Here is a 19,743-nt window from a genome sequence, read left to right on the forward strand (position 1 = left end):
GCAGGGGTGAGGTGTTCTGCGACAAGGGAGACCTCCTGGAACACCGGCGCCCGCAGCCCCCTCTGGGCCGCCGGCCTGCCGGTGCGCGTCGTCGGGTGCCGATGCTATCCGTCACCATGGAGGGGTGAGCACGACCGGTTCGCCCGACGCAGGTACCTCCGCCGACTCCGGGGAGGACCCGCGCGGTGTGCCGCGTCCGCCGCGCTCGGGCGGGAACGTGCAGTCGATGGTCCTCTCGATGGCCGTGATCCTCGCGCTGGTGGCCGTCGTCGTCTGGCTCCTGCCCCGTCCCAACCAGATCGAGCAGCCCGCCGTCGACGTCGCCAACGCCGCCGAGGGCAACGCCGCGGCACTGCCGTTCGCCCCGGCCGTCCCGGACGGTCCTGCGGGGTGGACGGCCACCTCGGCCAACGTCAACCGCTCCACCGACGGCGTCGTGACCTGGCACGTCGGCTACCGCAGCGACGAGGGGCAGTACCTGGCCCTCGAGGTCGCCGAGGACACCACGAAGACCTGGCTGAAGGCCCAGACCCAGGGCGGCACCGCCGACGGGACCCGGACCGTGCAGGGTCAGCCCTGGGACGGTTACCTGCAGCCGGACCGCAAGCGGTACAGCCTGGTCCGCACGCAGGATGGCGTGACCGTGCTCGTCACCGGCGAGGGCGGCTACGCCCCGATCACCGAGCTCGTCACGGCCACCCTGGACGGCTGGACGAAGGCCGGGACGCCCTGGGGCGCCAAGGCCTGAGGCTCAGTCCTGCGCGCCCGCCGGGTCGCTCCCGGAGGGTTCGGCGCGGGTGGCGTCCAGGCGCGCGCGGGCCCCGTCCAGCCACTGCTGGCACCGGTCGGCCAGCGCCTCGCCGCGCTCCCAGAGCGCCAGCGCCTCCTCGAGCCCGGTGCCTCCCGTCTCCAGCCGGCGCACGACGTCGACGAGCTCGTCGCGGGCCTGCTCGTAGGTGAGTTCGCTGGGTTCGCTCGCTGCTAGCACCGGGCGAGGCTACCCAGCGGTGGCGCCGACCTCCCCGTCCGGCAGCCGGATCCGCAGTCGCGTCCCCTCGGGGGCGTCCTCGGGGGTGCGCACGAGTTCGCCGTCGGGGCGTTGCACGACGGCGTAGCCGCGCAGCAGCGTCGAGCGGGGCGAGAGGGCCGAGACGCTGGTCCGCAGGTGCTCCACGTCGACGTGGGCGCGCTCCAGCCGGTTCTCCAGAGCGCGTCGGGCCCGGTCCCGCTGGGCGGCGACCTCCGCGGCGCGCTGGTCCACCAGGACGTGCGGCGAGGCCAGCACGGGACGGCTGCGCAGCGCGGTGAGGGTGTGCTGCTCGCGCTCGACCCGGGCGGCGATGGCCCGTCGGGTCCGGTGGCGCAGGCCGTCCAGCTGGGCGAGTTCCTCGGTCACGTCCGGCACGACCCGGCGGGCGGCGTCGGTGGGCGTCGAGGCGCGGACGTCGGCGACCAGGTCCAGCAGCGGCGCGTCGACCTCGTGCCCGATGGCGGAGACGACCGGGGTGCGGGCCTTGGCCACCGCCCGGACCAGGGTCTCGTTGCTGAAGGGCAGCAGGTCCTCGACGGAACCGCCGCCGCGGGCGATGACGATGACCTCGACCTCGACCATCGCGTCGAGCTCGGCCAGCGCGTCGACGACCTCGGGCACCGCGTTCGGGCCCTGCACGGCCACCTCCCGGACCTCGAACCGGACCGAGGGCCAGCGCTGCCGGGCGTTCTCCACGACGTCGCGCTCGGCGGCGCTCGCGCGGCCGCAGACGAGTCCCACGGTGTGCGGGAGGAAGGGGAGGTCGCGCTTGCAGGCGGCGTCGAAGAGCCCCTCGCTGCGCAGGACCCGTTTGAGGTGCTCGAGGCGGGCGAGCAGTTCGCCGACCCCGACGGGGCGGACGTCGTCGGCCGCGAGGCTGAGGCTGCCGCGCTTGGCGAAGAACTCCGGCCGGGCGTGCACGACGACCCGGGTGCCGTGGCTCAGTCCGTCGGGGAGGGCGTCGCGCAGGCGGCCCATGACGCGCCGGGCGATGGTGACCGGCAGCGACATGTCGGTGTCGGCGTCGCGCAGGGTCACGAAGACGACGGAGGAACCGGGGCGGTCGCTGACCTGGACGACCTGCCCCTCGACCCAGGTCCAGGGCATCTTGGCGATGTAGGCGTCCATTTTCGCGGCGAGGAGGCGGACGGGCCACGGGTTCTCCGCCGTCGTCTCGCCGGCGGTGGTGGGTCGGCGGCGCGGGGCGGGGTCGGCGGCGGGCACCTCCCCATCCTCTCCCACCCCCCTCGGGCGGATCGTGAGCACTCGGCGTGCTGCGTTGGACACGGACCGTCCGGTGGCTGCTCCGTCCCGGCGAAGACCCTGCCGTGCGGGGAGAGATCCGTCGCCGGGAAAGTTTCCCGAGCGAACTCCTCGCGCGGCGACGCGTGTCACCATGAGTGTCGCTGTGCCGGCGGATTCCGTTCCGGTGCAGCGACTTTGCGTCACTCTGGGTAGTTGGCGGGGGACGCTCCGGGGGAGTTCGGGGAAGCAGAGGGTGGGGGCACCGCAGTGGAACGCACGGTGGGGATCGACGAGAAGGTTCCGGTCTACAAGCCGTACCTGGGTCAGGAGGTCCAGGACGCGGCGCGCGACGCGCTCGAGGTCGGCTGGCTGGGGATGGGCAAGCTGAGCAAGCAGTTCGAGGAGGCCATCGAGGCCAGGCTCGGGCTGACCGACCGTCGGGTGGTGTCGACCAACTCCTGCACCGAGGCCCTGCACATCGCGGCACGCCTCATCGGGCTCGGCCCGGGCGACGAGGTCATCGCACCCGCGTTCACCTACGTGGCCGGTCACCAGGCGATCAGCCGCACGGGCGCGGAGATCGTCTTCTGCGACGTCGAGCCGGACTTCCTCACCCTCGACCCCGCCCGGGTCCGCGAACTCATCACCGAGCGGACCAAGGCGATCGTGGTCGTCGACTACACCGGGCTGCCCGCGCGGGTCGACGAACTGCTCGAGATCGCCCGCGAGCACGGCCTGCGCATCATCGAGGACGCCGCGCACGCCTTCGGGTCCTCCAGCGACGGTCGTCCCGTGGGGTCCTTCGGCGACCTCGTCTGCTTCAGCTTCGGGCCGGTGAAGACCATCACCACCCTCGAGGGCGGCGCCGTCGTCACCCCGAACCCCGAGGACGTGCAGACCCTGCACGAGCTGCGTCACCTCGGCATCAACTCCGACACCGACGCGCGCTACAAGAACCAGCGCAACTGGGACTTCGACGTCGTCCGGCAGGGCTACCGCTGCCACCTCGGTTCGGTGCCCTCGGCGATCGGGCTGGCGCAGCTCGCCATGGTCGACGAGTTCGTGAAGAACCGGCAGGACTACTGCCGCTACTACGACGCCGCGCTGCGCGACGTCGAGGGCGTGCAGCTCTTCGACACCGACTGGGAGGGCGTGGCGCCCTACATCTACGTCGTCCGGGTCCGGGACCCCTCCCGGCGGGCGGCCCTCGTCGAGCACCTCGCCGAGCGCGGGATCGCCAGCGGCATCCACTACTACGGCGCGCACCAGTACTCGTTCTACGAGGACTGCCGGCGGGGAGACCTGAGCGTCACGGAGCTCGCCGCGCAGCAGGTGCTCACCCTCCCGCTGCACCCCTACATGGAGGACGGCGTCCTCGACCGCGTCGTCGAGGGGGTCAGGAGCTTCTTCACCTGAGGGTCAGCGGCACGGGTCAGCAGCGCGGGTCGAGGAACTCGCCCAGCGCGCGGGCCCAGCCGTCGGCCATCACGGAACGGTCGAAACCGTCGGCGTGGGCCGGCCCGAGCGCGGCGCGGGTGCGCAGCGCGCCCTGGTCGGCGAGGTGGTCGGCCAGCGCCTGCGCGAGGGCGTCGACGTCCTCGACCGGCACCAGCCGCCCCACCCGACCGTCGTCGAGGGCGACCCGGACCCCCTCGGCGCAGTCGGCCGCGATCACCGGCACGCCCAGCGCGACCGCCTCGAGCAGGGCCAACGGCAGTCCCTCGTGCCGCGAGGGCAGGCAGAACAGGTCGGCGTCGGCGACGCTGGGCAGCGGGGGGACCTCCGAGCCCGCGAAGCGCACGGTGGCGGAGACCCCCAGCTCGTCGGCGAGCTGCTGCAGCGCAGCGAGTTCCGGCCCGTCGTTGAGCACCAGCACCTCGTGCTGGTGCCGGTCCACGACGCGCGCGTGCGCGCGGATCAACAGGTCGTAGCCCTTCTGCGGGGCCAGTCGCCCGGTCGCCACGACCACCGGCACGGACCGCCCGCTCACCAGGCTCCCCGGCCCGTTCGCGGCTGCGCGCACGGCGGCGACGTCGATGCCGTTGCGGATGACCCGCACCTTCGACGCGGGCAGCCCGTTGCGCACCAACGGGTCCACCAGGGCGGGGGCGACGGCGAGCGCCCCGTCGGCGTGGCGGTGCACCCAGTAGGAGAGCCGGTGCAACCGCGGGGAGACCCACTCCTGCAGCGCGTCGTCGAGGTTGGCGTGCACGGCGACGACGAAGGGCCGGCGCGTGAGCCGGGCCGCGAGGAACCCCAGCAGCAGACCGGGACCGATCTCGGAGGCGCCGACGACGACGTCGGAGGCGGCGGCCCGGCGCAGCAGGCGCGGCAGTCCGGTGGCCACGGCGGCGCGCAGGCGGGCACCGGGCGCGAGTTGCTCCACCGGGGCGCCGGCCGGGATCCTCGCCGTCTGCTCGGCGCTGCTCAGGACCAGCAATCGGGCGCCCGCGCCCGCCCAGCGGCGGGCCAGGTCGATGGTGATGCTGACGGCGCCGTTGTTGCTCAGGGCGTCGACCACGAACAGGACCCGAGGGACGGGAGCGGTCAGCTGCGGGGTCGGCGGGTCCAGGGTGCGGGGCTGCGACACCGCCACAGGGTAGGCGGACGGCGCCGTGCGGACGGGCCGCCGGTACCCGATCGACCCGGCACCTGCACGCGCGGTGGGGGCCGAGCGGTGGGGCCGGGGCCGATCGGTGGGGCCGGGGCCGGAGTGCCGACCTACCATGGCCCGGTGACGCACGCACCGCTCGAGACCCCGGCTCCCGCCGACGACTGCAACGACACGCCGGTGCTGGCCTCGGCCCGCGAACGCGCGGCCTGGGACGGCGGCAAGCGGGTCCTGCTCGCGGCCCCCCGCGGGTACTGCGCAGGGGTCGACCGCGCCGTCATCGCCGTGGAGAAGGCCCTCGACCTGTACGGGGCGCCGGTCTACGTGCGCAAGGAGATCGTGCACAACAAGCACGTCGTGCGGACGCTGCAGGAGCGCGGCGCGATCTTCGTCGACGAGACCGACGCCGTGCCCGAGGGCGAGCACCTCGTCTTCTCCGCGCACGGCGTGAGCCCGGCCGTGCGCGCGGCCGCCGAGGCCCGCTCGCTGCAGACCATCGACGCGACGTGCCCGCTGGTCACGAAGGTCCACAAGGAGGCCGTCCGCTTCGCCCGGCAGGACGCCGAGATCCTGCTCATCGGTCACACCGGTCACGAGGAGGTCGAGGGGACCGCGGGCGAGGCCCCCGACCACATCACCGTCGTGGACAACCCCGACGTCGCCGACACCATCGTCGTGAAGGACCCCGACAACCTCGTCTGGCTGTCCCAGACGACGTTGAGCGTCGACGAGACGATGGAGACCGTCCGCCGGCTGCGCCAGCGCTTCCCGAACCTGCAGGACCCGCCCAGCGACGACATCTGCTACGCCACCTCCAACCGCCAGGTGGCCATCAAGAAGATCGCCCCCGAGGCCGACCTCGTCGTCGTGGTGGGCTCGGCGAACTCCTCCAACTCCGTGCGACTCGTCGAGGTCGCCCTCGACGCGGGAGCCCGCTCGGCCCACCGCGTCGACACCGCCCACGAGATCCAGGACGAGTGGTTCGAGGGCGTCACGACCGTCGGCGTCACCTCGGGCGCCTCCGTCCCCGAGATCCTCGTCGACGAGGTGCTCGCCCAGCTCGCCGCCCGCGGCTACGGGCAGGTCGAGGAGGTCACCACCGCGCAGGAGGACCTGACGTTCTCGCTGCCCTCGGACCTGCGCCGTGACCTCAAGAGCGGCCTCACCCCAGGGGCCCGCCGTTCGCTGCCCGTGACTCCCGTCTGATCCGCACGACACCCTCCTCGGGGACGTCCTCGAGGAGCTCGGGCGCGGTGAGGGGGCTGACGCTCTCCTCCAGCGGCTGCGGCGTCGCCAGGTCCTCGTCGGCCAGGTCGAGGTCGCGGATCCGTCGGGCCGAGACCAGGACCCGCCGCTCCAGCGTCCCCACGAAGCGGTTGTAGTCCTCCACCGCTCGGTGCAGCGTCCGGCCCAGCGACGCGGTGTGCCCACCGAGGGTCCCCAGCCGTTCGTAGAGCTCGCGGCCGACCTCGAACAGCTCGCGCGCGTTGCCCGCCACGGCGTCCTGCTGCCAGGTGAGCGCCACCGTGCGCAGCAGGGCCAGCAGGGCCAGCAGGGCCAGCAGGGCCAGCAGGGCCAGCAGGGCCAGCAGGGTCGTGGGGGTCGCCAGGACGACCCGGCGCGACATCGCGTGCTCGAGCAGCATCGGGTCGGCCTCGCACGCCGCGGCGAGAAAGGCCTCGCCCGGTACGAAGCAGACGACGACGACGTGCTTGCCGCCCGGGAGGTTCACGACGAGGTCGGGCCGGACGGTGCGACCGTTGCGGGTCGTCAGCGTGGCCTGCTGCGGGTCGTCAGCGTGGCCTGCTCGGTGAAGTCGACGCGGTCCAGCATCCCGGCGTGCTCGACGACCCGGCGCAGCTGCACCTCGCCCCAGGAACCGCGTGAGCTCGAGGCCCGCAGCGCGCCGGCCAGCGTCGCCGTCTGGTCGCGCAGGGCGTCGGTGCCGGCCGCGACGGCGGTCAGCTGCTCGCTGAGCCGGGCGTACTGCGCGACGCGGTCGCGTTCGAGAGCCGCGACCTGGGCCTCGACGCGCTGCAGGCTCGCGGTGACGGGCGTGACGGTGCTGGTCAGGGCGTGCCCGGTGCTGACGCGTTCCTCGAGGTCGGCGACCCGGGCCCGCAGCAGGTCCCGCTCGGTGCTCAGCGCGGTGGTCTCGGGTGCGGTGCGGGTGCGGTGCACCCAGCGGGTGAGGAGCACACCCACCACGATCCCGGCCAGCAGGCCGAGGACGAGGGTGAGCAGCAGAGCGGAGACGTCCATGGTCCGGACTGTGCCAGCCGGCTCCGACGCGGGCGGTCACCCAGGAGCGCAGGCCCTCTCCGCGTGTCGTGGTCGGCGCAACCGGGTGATCTCGGGAGGCCCGGACGGCCGGTCTGCGAGAGGGTGCGCGCAGGGGAGGGAGGCGCGTCGGGCGGTGGGCGGGGTCGGGGTGCTTCCCGTGCGGCGCAAGCCGTCGGCGAGTGCCTGTGGAGGAGTCGTGCGAGCCGTCGCCACCGCAGGTCGCCACCTCGCGCGGCGTCCGGCCCGTGTCGGGGAGGGCGCTCCTCCCGCTACAGTGACGTGACGTGAGGGTTGCCGGAGGGGGCGTTGTGGGGCACGAGAGCACGAGCGGGGTCAGGCACGGGGTGGGGTCGGGTGAAGCCGCCTCGACGGCACCGTTGTGGACGTTGCTGCGCGAGGACTTCGAGCGGCACTCCCGCTCGGTGGTGCACCCCGGGCTGCACGCGCTGGTCGTCCACCGCGTCGGTCACTGGGGGCTGTCGCAGCCGGCCCCGGTCCGCCGCCTGGTCAAGGTCGCGCACCGCCTGGTGAACCGCCTCGTCATCCAGAACGTCTACGGGACCGAGATCGCCGACGAGGCCGTCATCGGGCGCCGCGTCGCCATCGGCCACCACCAGGCCGTGCAGATCCCCGCGTTCGCGGTGATCGGCGACGACTCGACGTTGCGTTCCGGGATCACCCTGGGGTTCACCAACGGCGAGACCCGCCGCGAGGCCGTGCCGCACATCGGGCGCGACGTCTCCATCGGCCCAGGCGCGGTGCTGCTGGGGGCCATCACCATCGGCGACGGAGCCTCCATCGGGCCCAACGCCACCGTGAGCATGGACGTCCCGGCCGGGGCCGCCGCGTTCGCGCCGCCCGCCCGGATCCTCAAGCCCCAGCAGCCGCGACCGCAGTCGAGCGACACGGCCTCCTCCGCGTCCTGAGCGCGGGCAGGTCGCAGTTCTCCGGGAGTTTCCAGTCGTCCTCCGCCGGGACGCCACGAGGGGATGGACATGACGGTCGAAGAGCCGAACGCTTCGCGCACGGACGACACCACGGACGGCACCACGGACGGCACCACGGACGGCACCACGGACGAGGTCCGGGAGGCCCTCGCCGCGATCGGGGCCACCGCGGTGCCGACGTCGCGGGCCTGCCTGGCGCTGGCCAAGGCCCACCGCAGCGCCGGTTCGCCCCGTCGCAGCGCGCAGTGGGCGTTCGCCGCGACCGACGCCGCGACGAGCGGCGCCGGCGCCGACTTCGCCGCGTGGCTGGGCGCCGACCGGGTGTGGCGATCGGTGCGCGAGCAGCTGCCGCCCGCCCCGCGCACGGCGCGGGTCGCGGTCCTGGGCAGCTACACCACGACGCAGTTCACCCAGCTCCTGCCGCTGGCCTGCGCGCGCGCCGGTGTCGACGTCGAGGTCTACGAGTGCGGGTACGGGTTGTTCCGCGCGGAACTCCTCGACCCCACCAGCGGGTTGCACACCTTCGCCCCCGACGTCATCGTCCTCGCGGTCGACGAGAGCGCCGTCGACCTGCCCGCACGCAGCGACGACCCCGAGGCGAGCGTCGAGGCGGAACTCGCCCGGTGGACGTCGCTGTGGGACACCGCCCGGTCCCGGTTCGGGGCCCGCGTCGTCCAGCACGACGTCGTCGTCCCGGCCGACGTGGCCCTCGGCCACCTCGCCGACCAGACCCCGGGGTCGCGGCACTGGATGCTCCGGCGCTTCTCCGAGCGCCTCGGCGAGCTCGCCGGAACCGCTGCGGGACAAGGGGTCGGGATCGTCGACTGCGAACGGCTGGCCTCCACAGTCGGCAAGCGCACCTGGATCGACGCGCGCTACGTCCACGCCGCGAAGCAGGCCGTCGCGCTGGGGTGCGTGCCGCTGCTCGCCCAGCACACCGCCGCCGTCATCGGCGCCCAGTACGGCCGCTCGCGCAAGTGCCTCGTCCTCGACCTCGACAACACCCTGTGGGGCGGGATCCTCGGTGAACTCGGCCCGCACGGCATCGAGATCGGGCACGGCGCCCGCGGCGAGGCGTTCACCGCCTTCCAGCGCTACGTCCTCGACCTCAAGGAGAAGGGCGTCGTCCTGGCGATCTGCTCCAAGAACGACGAGGCCCACGTCCGCGAGGCGTTCGAGCAGAACCCCGAGATGCTGCTCTCCCTGGACGACGTCGCCGTCCTCGAGGCCGGCTGGGGGGACAAACCCACGGCCGTGCGCTCCATCGCCCGCACGCTGGGCATCGGCGAGGACTCCCTCGTGTTCGTCGACGACAACCCCGCCGAACGCGAGGCCGTCCGGGAACTCCTCCCCGACGTCGACGTCGTCGCGCTGCCCCGCGAACCCGCCGGCTACGTCGCGGCGCTCGCCGACTACCCGTTCTTCGAGACCGAGGCGCTCACCGCCGAGGACGCCGCCCGCACGGCGCAGTACAAGGCACGGGCGCAGGCGGTGGAGGTGCGCGAGAACGCCGGGACCCTCGAGGAGTACCTGGCCTCGTTGGACATGCACGCCGAGGTCGCGGACCTCGGGCCGGACAACCTGGCCCGGGTGGCGCAGCTGCTCGGCAAGACGAACCAGTTCAACCTCACGACCCGTCGCCACTCCCTCGCCGACGTCGAGGCGATGGCGCAGGACCCGGCGTGGACGGCGCAGGTCGTGCGGGTCCGCGACCGCTTCGCCGACCACGGGGTCGTGGGGGTGCTCCTGGCCCGCCGGGACGGCGACGTCCTCGACGTCGACAGCTGGCTGCTGAGCTGCCGGGTCATCGGGCGCACGGTCGAGGACGAGATGTTCGGGGTGCTCGTGCGCACGGCGGACTCGCTGGGGTGCACGTCGCTGCGGGGCACCCACGTGCCCAGCGCGAAGAACTCCCAGGTGGCGGGGCTCTACGAGCGCCTCGGCTTCGAGCAGGGGGGCCGGGACGGATCGTCCACGGTCTGGACGCTGGAACTGCCGGCCGCGGTGAGCACACCGGGGCTGGTGCAGGTCGAGGTGGCGCAGCGCGTCATCGACCTCAGGGACGTGCCGTCGGCACGTCTGGACGACGAGCAGAAGGTGGAGGTGTCCCGGTGAGCGAGCAGTCGAACCGAACGCTGGATGGGGACGGCGTCGAGGGACGCATGCTGCAGGTCTTCCGCGAGGTGCTGGCGGTCGACGACCTCCAGCTGAGCGACGCCAGCACGGCGGCCGACGTGCCGGGGTGGGACTCACTCGCCCACATCAACATCATGTACTCCCTCGAGGCGGAGTTCGACGTGCAGTTCTCCGACGAGCAGCTGACCTCCTTCCAGGACGTCGGCGAGCTGCGGCGCTTCCTGGTCGAGCAGGCGGGCTGAGCGCAGCGGGTAGGGTCCTGTACCCGTGGCACTCACCATCGGCATCGTCGGCCTGCCCAACGTCGGCAAGTCCACCCTCTTCAACGCGCTCACCAAGAACGACGCGCTCGCGGCGAACTACCCGTTCGCCACGATCGAGCCGAACGTCGGGGTCGTCGCCCTGCCCGACCTGCGCCTCGACAAGCTCGCCGAGGTCTTCTCCAGCGAGAAGACCGTCCCGGCGATGGTTTCATTCGTGGACATCGCGGGCATCGTCAAGGGCGCCAGCGAGGGGGAGGGGCTGGGCAACAAGTTCCTCGCCAACATCCGTGAGGCCGACGCGATCTGCCAGGTCACGCGCGCCTTCGCCGACCCCGACGTGGTGCACGTGGCCGGTGCCGTCGACCCGGCCGACGACATCGAGACGGTGCACACCGAGCTCGTCCTGGCCGACATGCAGACCCTCGAGCGCGCGATCCCGCGGCTGGAGAAGGAGGTCAAGGGCAAGAAGGCGGACCCCGCCGTGCTCACGGCGGCCCTGGCCGCGCAGACCGTGCTCGACTCCGGCCGCACCCTCTACGCCGCGACGAAGGCCGACGACGTCGACCTCCCGCTGCTCAGGGAGCTCGGGCTGCTGACGACGAAGCCCTTCCTCTACGTCTTCAACGTCGACGAGACCGTCCTCGGCGACGCGGCCCGGATGCAGGAGCTGCGTGACCTCGTGGCGCCGGCCGAGGCCGTGTTCCTCGACGCCAAGCTCGAGTCCGAGCTCGCGGAGCTCTCGGCCGAGGAGGCCGCGGAGCTGCTGGAGTCCGTCGGCCAGACCGAGTCCGGTCTGGACCAGCTGGCCCGGGTGGGGTTCCAGACCCTCGGCCTGCAGACGTACCTGACGGCCGGGCCCAAGGAGTCGCGGGCCTGGACGATCCCGCAGGGCGCGACGGCCCCGCAGGCCGCCGGCGTCATCCACACCGACTTCCAGCGCGGCTTCATCAAGGCCGAGGTCGTCTCCTTCGAGGACCTGGTGTCGTTCGGGTCGATGGCGGAGGCCAAGTCCGCGGGCAAGGTGCGCATCGAGGGGAAGGAGTACGTCATGGTCGACGGCGACGTGGTGGAGTTCCGCTTCAACGTCTGATCTTTCCGCACCACGTCCGCACCACGTCCGAAACACGTCCGAAACAATCCCGACACGCCTCGGAAACGGTTGTGTGACGGTTTGCTCTCGATGTCTTCCGGAGCTGGGCTGCGACGTCGGGATGTGCCACGGTGCGGGGACGCGGTGGGGTCGATGGGGATCCCACCGCTCCTCGCTCTCCGCCGGTGGCCGGTTCCCCGGACCGGAGCAACCAGCGACCAGACCGCAACAACATCGTTACCTCGGGCGCCCGAGAGGGTGCCCAACGCGCTGACCTGCGACTCTGCGTGGTTCCGTGGTTGCAGAACGTCCCGAAGAGGGTGCAGGCGCGGTCGGCGCGGGGGACACTGGAGCACGGGTGCTCGAGGCCACGACGTTTTCGGCCGGGCACGCGTCCGAAATCAGGTTGGCCCAGTGTTAGCGTGCGTTCCGACCTTTTGAGGTGGACATCCTGCTCGGCAGGAGTCGCCGAAGTTGGGCAACCTGCCCAAGAAGACATGCCCCGCGAGGAGGAGTTCCACCTTGAGCAGCTTCGAGAAGGACGACGAAGTGCAGCCCACCAAGCGTTTCGGGATCGTGAGCCGCGGACCCGTCCTGACCCGTCGTGACGGCCTCAAGGGCGCCCTGGGCGCCGCGGCCCTGGCGACCCTCGCCGCCTGCGGGGGCGGCGACGACGACAAGGGCTCCGGCAACGGCGCCAGCAGCGGCGCCTCCGGCGGCGACGTCGTCGCCAACGGCACCGAACCGCAGAACCCGCTGGTCCCGACCAACACCAACGAGGTCGGCGGCGGCCGCCTCCTCGACTCGCTGTGGGCCGGTCTCGTCTTCTACAAGGCCGACGGGACCCCGGAGAACGACCTCGCGGACTCCATCGAGACCACCGACGCGCAGAACTACACGATCAAGATCAAGTCGGGCCAGAAGTTCTCCGACGGCTCCGCCGTCACCGCCAAGTCGTTCGTCGACGCGTGGAACTACGGCGCGCTGGGCACCAACGCGCAGCTCTCGAGCTACTTCTTCGAGCCGATCGCCGGCTACCCCGAGGTCCAGGCCGACCCGCCGACCGCGCAGACCATGTCGGGCCTCAAGGTCGTCGACGACACCACCTTCACCGTCGCGCTGCTGCAGCCGGAGTCCGACTTCCCGCTGCGCCTGGGCTACTCGGCCTTCTACCCGCTGCCGGACACCGCCTACACCGACATCAAGGCCTACGGCGAGAACCCGGTCGGCAACGGCCCGTACAAGCTGAAGGAGACCGGCGCCTGGCAGCACAACGTCCGGATCGACTTCGTCAAGAACGACGGTTACGACGGCCCGCGCAAGGCCCAGAACGACAGCCTCGCCTTCGTCTTCTACGAGACGTACGACGCGGCCTACTCCGACCTGCAGTCGGGCAACCTCGACGTGCTGGACAACATCCCGTCCTCCGCGCTGGCGACCTACCAGGACGACCTCGGCGACGGTGCGGTCAACCAGCCCGCCGCGATCTTCCAGTCCTTCTGCATCCCCGAGGGCCTGGCCGGCTTCGGTGGCGAGGAGGGCAAGCTGCGCCGCCAGGCCTTCAGCTACGCCTTCGACCGGGCCCAGATCTGCAAGACGATCTTCAACGACACCCGCACCCCGGCCAAGGACTTCTCCTCCCCGGTCATCGCCGGCTACTCGGAGACCGTCGAGGGCAACGAGGTCCTCTCGCTCGACGCGGCCAAGGCCAAGCAGCTGTGGGAGCAGGCCAACGCCATCGCCCCCTGGAACGGCAGCACCTTCACCATCGCCTACAACGTCGACGGTGACCACCAGGCCTGGGTCGACGCGGTGACCGCAGCGATCCGCCAGGTCCTGGGCATCCAGGCCGAGGGCAAGCCGTACCCGACCTTCGCCCAGATCCGCACCGAGATCACCAACCGCACCATCTCGGGCGCGTTCCGCACCGGTTGGCAGGCCGACTACCCCGGTCTGTACAACTTCCTCGCCCCGATCTACGCCACGGGCGCGGGCTCCAACGACGGGGACTACACCAACCCGGCGTTCGACGAGCTGCTGAAGAAGGCCTCCGGCACCACCGACCAGGACGCGGCCAACAAGATCCTGCAGCAGGCGCAGACGATCCTGTTCGCGGACCTCCCGGTCATCCCGCTCTGGTACTCCAACGCCAGCGGTGGGTTCGACAAGGGCGCCAAGAACGTCCAGTTCGGCTGGAACAGCGTTCCGCTCTACTACCAGATCACCAAGTCCTGACGTGAGGTCCCGGGGGTGGGTCGGAGCTCTCCGACCCACCCCCGTTCGCGCGTGGACAGCCGGCCGGGAGCACACTGACCCGCCGGGACGGAATCGTGAATGGCCGGGCCGGCCACGGATGGTCGTGCCCCGAGGAGGCTCGTGATGGGTTGGTACATCGGGCGCCGTCTGTTGCAGATGGTGCCCGTCTTCTTCGGAGCCACGCTCCTGATCTACGCGTTGGTGTTCCTGCTGCCGGGGGACCCGATCCTCGCGTTGTTCGGGGACAAGCCCGTCAGCGCGACGGCCCGGGCGACGCTGACCGCGCAGTACCACCTGGACCAGCCGTTCCTCGTCCAGTACCTGCTGTTCATCAAGGGCATCTTCACCCTGGACTTCGGGACGTCCTTCTCCGGACAGCCGGTCATCAGCCAGATCGGCCGCGCCTTCCCCGTGACGATCAAGCTCGCGGTGGTGGCGCTGGTCATCGAGGCCGTCTTCGGCATCGTCTTCGGCTTCATCGCCGGCCTGCGCCGCGGGGGGATCTTCGACTCCACCGTGCTGTTCGTCAGCCTCGTGGTCATCGGCATCCCGGTCTTCGTCCTCGCCTTCATCGGCCAGTACGCCGTCGGGGTCAAGTGGGGGATCGTCCGACCGACGGTCGGTGGTGATCCCGCGCTCACCGATCTGATCCTGCCCGGCGTCGTGTTGGGGGCGTTGTCCTTCGCCTACGTGCTGAGGCTCACGCGCAACTCCGTCGCGGAGGGCCTCTCCGCCGACCACGTCCGCACCGCGACGGCCAAGGGCCTCTCCGGCCCGCGCGTCATGACGGTCCACGTGCTGCGCAACTCCCTCATCCCCGTCGTGACCTTCCTCGGCACCGACCTGGGCGCCCTCATGGGTGGCGCCGTCGTGACCGAGGGCATCTTCAACATCCCCGGTGTCGGCAACCTGCTGTACCAGTCGGTCGTCCGGCAGGAGGGGCCGACCGTCGTCTCGGTCGTGACGATCCTGGTCGTCGTCTACCTGGTGGCCAACCTCGTCGTCGACCTGCTCTACGCCGTCCTGGACCCGAGGATCCGCTATGTCTGAGCCCGTGCACGCGACCGGAAACCCTGGCGGCACCCTGGTGCGCGCCGGCCAGGAGCACTTCGTCGCCCCGCTGGAGGAGACCCCGCTCGCGGCCGTCGACGCCGTCGACGAGTCCGCCCCCTCGGGCGGGTTGTTCGCCGACGCCTGGAAGCAGCTGCGCAAGCGGCCGATCTTCATCATCGCCTGCCTGATCATCCTGGTGCTGATCGTCGTCTCGCTGTTCCCGACGTGGTTCACCGACCAGAACCCACGCTTCGTCGACCTCGCGCTCTCGCTGCAGGGACCGTCGTCGGCGCACCCCCTGGGCGTGACCAAGGCCGGTACCGACGTCTTCGCCCGCTTGATCTACGGCGCCCGCGCCTCGGTGAGCGTCGGGCTGCTGACGACGGTCATCGTGGTGGTCATCGGCGGTGTCGTGGGGGCCCTGTCCGGGTTCTTCGGCGGCTGGCTGGACGCGGTCCTCTCCCGGGTCGCCGACATCTTCTTCGCCGTGCCGCTCATCCTCGGCGCGATCGTGCTCCTGCAGACCCTCAAGAGCCGCAACGTCCTGACCGTTGCGCTCACCCTGGCCCTCTTCGCCTGGCCGCAGGTCGCGCGCATCATGCGCGGGGCCGTGCTGCAGGTGCGCAGCGCCGAGTACGTGACGGCGGCGAAGTCGCTGGGGCTCAGCCGGATGGCCACGCTCGTGCGCCACGTCATCCCCAACGCCATCGGTCCCGTCATCGTCATCGCCACGATCTCGCTCGGGACGTTCATCGCGGCTGAGGCGACGCTGTCCTACCTCAGCCTCGGGTTGCCGCCCAGCATCGTGTCCTGGGGTGGCGACATCTCCAACGCCCGCGTCTCGTTGCGGACCGACCCGTGGATCCTGCTGTGGCCCTCGATCGGCCTCTCGGTCACGGTGCTGTCCTTCCTCATGCTCGGCGACGCCCTGCGCGACGCCCTCGACCCGAAGGGCCGCACCCGATGAGCCCCGAGAAGAACGCCCAGCCGGTCGACCGCAGCAAACCGCTGCTGCAGGTCAAGGACCTCCAGGTCGACTTCCGTTCCGGCGGGCGGGACGTGCACGCCGTGCGCAACGCCAGCTTCACCGTCTACCCGGGTCAGACCGTCGCCATCGTCGGCGAGTCCGGATCGGGCAAGTCGACCTCGGCGATGGCCGTCATCGGTCTGCTGGCCGGGACGGGCAAGGTCGTCGGCGGGCAGATCCTGTTCGACGGCAAGGACATCGCGCACGCCAGCCGGCGTGAGTACGTCGCCCTGCGCGGCAACCAGATCGGCCTCGTCCCGCAGGACCCGATGTCGAACCTGAACCCGGTGTGGAACATCGGGTTCCAGGTCAAGGAGGCCATCGAGGCCAACGGCCTGGCCAAGGGGGCGGCGGCCAAGAAGCGGGCCATCGAGGTCCTGGGCGAGGCCGGGCTCGGTGACGCCGCCCGCCGCTACAAGCAGTACCCGCACGAGTTCTCCGGCGGGATGCGCCAGCGTGCGCTCATCGGGATCGGGCTGGCCTCGCGGCCGCGCCTGCTCATCGCGGACGAGCCGACCTCGGCGCTCGACGTCACCGTCCAGCGCGGGATCCTCGATCACCTGGACTCCCTCACCGCCGACCTCGGCACGGCCGTGCTGCTCATCACCCACGACCTCGGCCTCGCCGCGGAACGGGCCGAGCACCTCGTGGTCATGTACAAGGGCCAGGTCGTGGAGTCCGGTCCGGCGCTGCAGATCCTCCGGGCGCCGCAGCACCCCTACACCCAGCGCCTCGTCTCCGCGGCGCCCTCGCTGGCGTCGCGGCGCATGCAGTCCGAGCACCGGGCGCGCATCGTCGAGCAGGCCGAGGCGAAGGCCGTCGGCGCGCACGCGGCCGTCGCGGCCGAGACCCCCGTCGCGGTGCCGGACGCGGCGACCCCCGAGGTCATCGAGGTCCGCAACCTCACCAAGGAGTTCGTCATCCGCGGGGCCGGTCCGCGCGGGGAGAAGCTCCTCGCGGTGGACGACGTCAGCTTCTCGGTGAAGCGCGGGACGACGCTGGCCGTCGTCGGTGAGTCGGGATCCGGCAAGTCGACGGTGGCGCAGATGGTCCTCAACCTGCTGCCGGCGACGAAGGGCGAGGTGCTCTTCGACGGCGTCGACACCACCACCCTCGACCGGCGCCAGTCCTTCGCGTTCCGCCGCCGGGTGCAGCCGATCTTCCAGAACCCCTACGGATCCCTGGACCCGAGCTGGAGCATCTTCTCCTCGATCGAGGAACCGCTGCGGGTGCACGGCGTCGGGGACGCCAAGAGCCGCGAGGCCCGGGTGCGCGACCTGCTCGACAAGGTCTCGTTGCCCCAGAGCTCGTTGCGCCGCTATCCCAACGAGCTGTCCGGTGGTCAGCGCCAGCGCGTGGCCATCGCCCGGGCGCTCGCGCTGCAGCCGGAGGTCGTGGTCTGCGACGAGGCCGTCTCGGCGCTCGACGTGCTCGTCCAGGGCCAGATCCTGCGGCTGCTGAACGACCTGCAGGCCGAACTGGGCCTGACCTACCTGTTCATCACCCACGACCTCGCCGTCGTGCGCGAGATCGCCGACGACGTCGTGGTGATGCAGCGGGGCAAGCTCGTGGAGCACTCCAGCGTCGACGCGGTCTTCGACGACCCGCAGCAGGAGTACACCAAGGCCCTGCTCGAGGCGATCCCCGGAGCGCAGCTCGAACTGGGTGCCTGAACCTCGTTCGACCTCCTGGGGAGATCCCACCCGCCGGTCCTCCGGAAGGGTGGGAATCTCCCCAGAAGTCGTCCGGGGGGACTGTGCGGCACGGGGTACCGGGTCTACGGTGGTCCGATGCAGTACGTCGTCCTCGTCGTCCTCGCCATCGCTGCCGGGTTCGCCGTCGTCTACTGGCGGACCAGTCCGCGGCACCGCGTCGCCGCTGTGGAGCGCGCCGACCACGGTGACCGCGCCCGTCGGGCCCGGGAGGCCTCGCGACACCCCCGGTGAGCCGTGCTGTGGTGTGGGTCACGCTCCGGAGTGTGCTCACGGTGAACCTTCTCCGCGTCTGCGACGTTGCAGACTGAGAGATGTCGCCACCCGCCGTGGCGGTGCCCCACCACGACGGGAAGGAACACCCCCATGGCCGGCTCGACCTCCGGGGAGCCCCCACGGAACTCCGCCGGCGACCGCGCCGCGCGCGTCGCCGCGATGCAGCGCCAGGAGAAGGCCCACGCACGACGCCGCCGGGCGATCACCATCGCGATCCCGACCGTCGTGGTCCTCGCCGCCGCAGGCGCTGTGACGGCCGTGCTGGTGAACCGGCCGTCCCCGCCCTCGCTGGACGCGGTGAAGACCTACTCCTACAAGGGGGGTGTTCACGTCAGCGCCCCGGTCACCTACGCGGAGAACCCACCCGTCGGGGGCTCGCACTTCGACCGCTGGCTCAACTGCGGGGTCTACGACGCCCCCGTCCAGAACGAGAACGCCGTCCACAGCATGGAGCACGGCGCCGTCTGGATCACCTACCGCCCGGACCTGCCCACCGCCCAGGTCGCGCAGCTGAAGGACGACGTCGCCGACGAGACGTACACGGTGCTCTCGCCCTACGAGGGCCTGCCGGCGCCGATCGTGCTCTCCGCGTGGAACCACCAGTTGCCGGTGCAGAGCGCGGACGACCCGAGGATCGGCGCGTTCCTCTCCGAGTACGTCCAGGGCGCACAGACCCCGGAGCCCGGCGCGTTGTGCTCCAACGGCGTCGGGACGCCGACGGGCTGATGCGAGCGCTCTCCGCCCGGGCGGTGCTGCTCGGCCTCGTCGCGCTGCTGCTCGCGCTGATCCTGGGGATCATCGCGGGCCGGGCCCTGCCGACCGCTCCGGGGGCCAACTCCGTCGACGTCGGCTTCGCCCGGGACATGGCGACCCACCACTCCCAGGCGGTGTCGATGGCCTACACGGCTATCGAGGCGGCCCCGAGCGCCGAGGTGCGTCTGCTCGCCCTCGACATCGCCTCCACCCAGGGCAACCAGGCGGGCCGGATGCAGCAGCTGCTCATCAGCTGGCACCAGCCGATCTCCGGCTCCGGCACAGCCGTCATGGCGTGGATGGCGGGCACCGACCTGCACGCCCGTCACGTCGTCGAGCAGCGGCAGGGGCGGATCATGCCCGGCATGGCGACCCCGGCGGAGATGGCCCGGCTGAACTCCGAGACGGGGGAGACCTTCGAGGTCGACTTCCTCCAGCTCATGCTGCGCCACCACACCGGCGGCATCGAGATGGCCCGCTACGGCGCCGACCACGCCACCACCGACGAGGTCCGCGACCTCGCCGGCGCCATCGTCACCAGCCAGACCTCGGAGTCGCAGCTCCTCGAGAGCTACCTCGCCGCCCGCGGCGCGTCACCCCTGCCGGCCGCCTCGGCGGTGACCTCGTGAGACTCGTGGTGGGCGCGGCGATCGTCGACTCCCTCGAGGGTCCCACCCGGCTGCTCGCCGCCCGCCGCAGCGCCCCGCCCGCCCTGGCCGGGCGGTGGGAACTCCCCGGCGGCAAGGTCGAGGCGGGGGAGACGCCGCTCGAGGCCCTGCACCGCGAACTGCGCGAGGAACTCGGCGTCCGCGTCGAGCTCGGCGCCGAGGTCGTCCATCCCGACGGCGCCTGGCCGCTGACCCCGGACCTGCGGATGCGGGTCTGGTGGGCCGTCCTGGTCGAGGGCACCCCCGAACCGCTGCAGGACCACGACGACCTGCGCTGGCTGCCCCGCGGACAGTGGCTGGGCGTGGACTGGCTCCCCGGTGACGTCCCGCTGGTGTCGGTGATGCAGGGCGGCTGACCAGGGCCCGAGCAGGACGAGACCCCCGGGACCACGT

Annotated in this window: 20 protein-coding genes; 15 read left to right on the forward strand and 5 right to left on the reverse strand. The window is 71.8% G+C overall.

Going from position 1 to position 19,743, the window contains the following annotated elements; genetic code table 11:
- The first annotated feature begins 124 nt into the window (after nt 1-124).
- Nucleotides 125-748, forward strand: a complete 624-nt coding sequence (locus tag SJY07_RS20140; RefSeq protein WP_328292434.1) for a DUF4245 domain-containing protein — start codon at nt 125-127, stop codon at nt 746-748.
- 3 nt (nt 749-751) lie between these two features.
- Here SJY07_RS20140 and SJY07_RS20145 read toward each other — a convergent pair whose 3' ends face one another.
- Nucleotides 752-988: an exodeoxyribonuclease VII small subunit gene (locus SJY07_RS20145; RefSeq protein WP_380161339.1), complete on the reverse strand. Its 237-nt coding sequence runs from the start codon at nt 986-988 to the stop codon at nt 752-754.
- Between the two features lie 9 nt (nt 989-997).
- Complete coding sequence (gene xseA / locus SJY07_RS20150; RefSeq protein ID WP_380161340.1) at nt 998-2,254, reverse strand: exodeoxyribonuclease VII large subunit; 1,257 nt, start codon at nt 2,252-2,254, stop codon at nt 998-1,000.
- A gap of 288 nt (nt 2,255-2,542) precedes the next feature.
- Here xseA and SJY07_RS20155 point away from each other — a divergent pair, with 288 nt between their 5' ends.
- Nucleotides 2,543-3,691: a DegT/DnrJ/EryC1/StrS family aminotransferase gene (locus SJY07_RS20155; RefSeq protein ID WP_380161341.1), complete on the forward strand. Its 1,149-nt coding sequence runs from the start codon at nt 2,543-2,545 to the stop codon at nt 3,689-3,691.
- Between the two features lie 16 nt (nt 3,692-3,707).
- Here SJY07_RS20155 and SJY07_RS20160 read toward each other — a convergent pair whose 3' ends face one another.
- Complete coding sequence (locus SJY07_RS20160; RefSeq protein ID WP_380161342.1) at nt 3,708-4,865, reverse strand: glycosyltransferase; 1,158 nt, start codon at nt 4,863-4,865, stop codon at nt 3,708-3,710.
- A 201-nt stretch (nt 4,866-5,066) separates the two neighbouring features.
- Here SJY07_RS20160 and SJY07_RS20165 point away from each other — a divergent pair, with 201 nt between their 5' ends.
- Entirely contained in the window at nt 5,067-6,092 is a 1,026-nt protein-coding gene (locus SJY07_RS20165; protein WP_380162433.1) for a 4-hydroxy-3-methylbut-2-enyl diphosphate reductase, read from the forward strand.
- On the opposite strand, the gene rmuC (SJY07_RS20170) is transcribed toward SJY07_RS20165, so the two are convergent.
- Both rmuC (SJY07_RS20170) and rmuC (SJY07_RS20175) read right to left on the reverse strand, forming a co-directional pair.
- A complete protein-coding gene (rmuC, locus tag SJY07_RS20170) occupies nt 6,049-6,618 on the reverse strand; it encodes a DNA recombination protein RmuC (protein ID WP_380161343.1) in 570 nt (189 codons plus the stop codon). The genes SJY07_RS20165 and rmuC (SJY07_RS20170) overlap by 44 nt on opposite strands.
- A 38-nt stretch (nt 6,619-6,656) precedes the next feature.
- Nucleotides 6,657-7,148 (reverse strand): DNA recombination protein RmuC, encoded by a 492-nt coding sequence (gene rmuC / locus SJY07_RS20175; protein ID WP_328292427.1) that lies wholly within the window; start codon nt 7,146-7,148, stop codon nt 6,657-6,659.
- A gap of 329 nt (nt 7,149-7,477) precedes the next feature.
- Here rmuC (SJY07_RS20175) and SJY07_RS20180 point away from each other — a divergent pair, with 329 nt between their 5' ends.
- From SJY07_RS20180 to SJY07_RS20235, 12 genes are all read left to right on the forward strand, one after another.
- On the forward strand, nt 7,478-8,095 hold the full coding sequence (locus SJY07_RS20180; RefSeq protein WP_380161344.1) for a serine O-acetyltransferase: 618 nt from the start codon (nt 7,478-7,480) through the stop codon (nt 8,093-8,095).
- A gap of 69 nt (nt 8,096-8,164) precedes the next feature.
- On the forward strand, nt 8,165-10,231 hold the full coding sequence (locus tag SJY07_RS20185; RefSeq protein ID WP_380161345.1) for an HAD-IIIC family phosphatase: 2,067 nt from the start codon (nt 8,165-8,167) through the stop codon (nt 10,229-10,231).
- Nucleotides 10,228-10,494, forward strand: a complete 267-nt coding sequence (locus SJY07_RS20190; RefSeq protein WP_380161346.1) for an acyl carrier protein — start codon at nt 10,228-10,230, stop codon at nt 10,492-10,494. Before SJY07_RS20185 ends, SJY07_RS20190 begins: the two co-directional genes overlap by 4 nt.
- A gap of 25 nt (nt 10,495-10,519) precedes the next feature.
- Nucleotides 10,520-11,605 (forward strand): redox-regulated ATPase YchF, encoded by a 1,086-nt coding sequence (gene ychF, locus SJY07_RS20195; RefSeq protein ID WP_380161347.1) that lies wholly within the window; start codon nt 10,520-10,522, stop codon nt 11,603-11,605.
- 594 nt (nt 11,606-12,199) lie between these two features.
- Nucleotides 12,200-13,840 carry an ABC transporter substrate-binding protein gene (locus SJY07_RS20200; RefSeq protein WP_380162435.1) on the forward strand — a complete coding sequence of 547 codons (1,641 nt, stop codon included), beginning with the start codon at nt 12,200-12,202 and terminating at the stop codon, nt 13,838-13,840.
- Nucleotides 13,841-13,984: 144 nt separating this feature from the next.
- Nucleotides 13,985-14,911, forward strand: a complete 927-nt coding sequence (locus tag SJY07_RS20205; protein WP_380161348.1) for an ABC transporter permease — start codon at nt 13,985-13,987, stop codon at nt 14,909-14,911.
- Nucleotides 14,904-15,881 (forward strand): ABC transporter permease, encoded by a 978-nt coding sequence (locus SJY07_RS20210; protein WP_380161349.1) that lies wholly within the window; start codon nt 14,904-14,906, stop codon nt 15,879-15,881. Before SJY07_RS20205 ends, SJY07_RS20210 begins: the two co-directional genes overlap by 8 nt.
- Nucleotides 15,878-17,614 carry a dipeptide ABC transporter ATP-binding protein gene (locus SJY07_RS20215; protein ID WP_380161350.1) on the forward strand — a complete coding sequence of 579 codons (1,737 nt, stop codon included), beginning with the start codon at nt 15,878-15,880 and terminating at the stop codon, nt 17,612-17,614. The genes SJY07_RS20210 and SJY07_RS20215 overlap by 4 nt, the downstream gene beginning before the upstream one ends.
- Nucleotides 17,615-17,731: 117 nt before the next feature.
- Nucleotides 17,732-17,887 carry a hypothetical protein gene (locus SJY07_RS20220; protein WP_380161351.1) on the forward strand — a complete coding sequence of 52 codons (156 nt, stop codon included), beginning with the start codon at nt 17,732-17,734 and terminating at the stop codon, nt 17,885-17,887.
- 132 nt (nt 17,888-18,019) lie between these two features.
- Nucleotides 18,020-18,655: a DUF3105 domain-containing protein gene (locus tag SJY07_RS20225; protein WP_380161352.1), complete on the forward strand. Its 636-nt coding sequence runs from the start codon at nt 18,020-18,022 to the stop codon at nt 18,653-18,655.
- A complete protein-coding gene (locus tag SJY07_RS20230; RefSeq protein WP_380161353.1) occupies nt 18,655-19,311 on the forward strand; it encodes a DUF305 domain-containing protein in 657 nt (218 codons plus the stop codon). The genes SJY07_RS20225 and SJY07_RS20230 overlap by 1 nt, the downstream gene beginning before the upstream one ends.
- Entirely contained in the window at nt 19,308-19,706 is a 399-nt protein-coding gene (locus SJY07_RS20235) for a (deoxy)nucleoside triphosphate pyrophosphohydrolase (protein ID WP_380161354.1), read from the forward strand. Before SJY07_RS20230 ends, SJY07_RS20235 begins: the two co-directional genes overlap by 4 nt.
- The last annotated feature ends 37 nt before the right edge of the window (nt 19,707-19,743 follow it).

Source organism: Kineococcus sp. R86509, from assembly GCF_042466365.1.
GTDB lineage: Bacteria > Actinomycetota > Actinomycetes > Actinomycetales > Kineococcaceae > Kineococcus.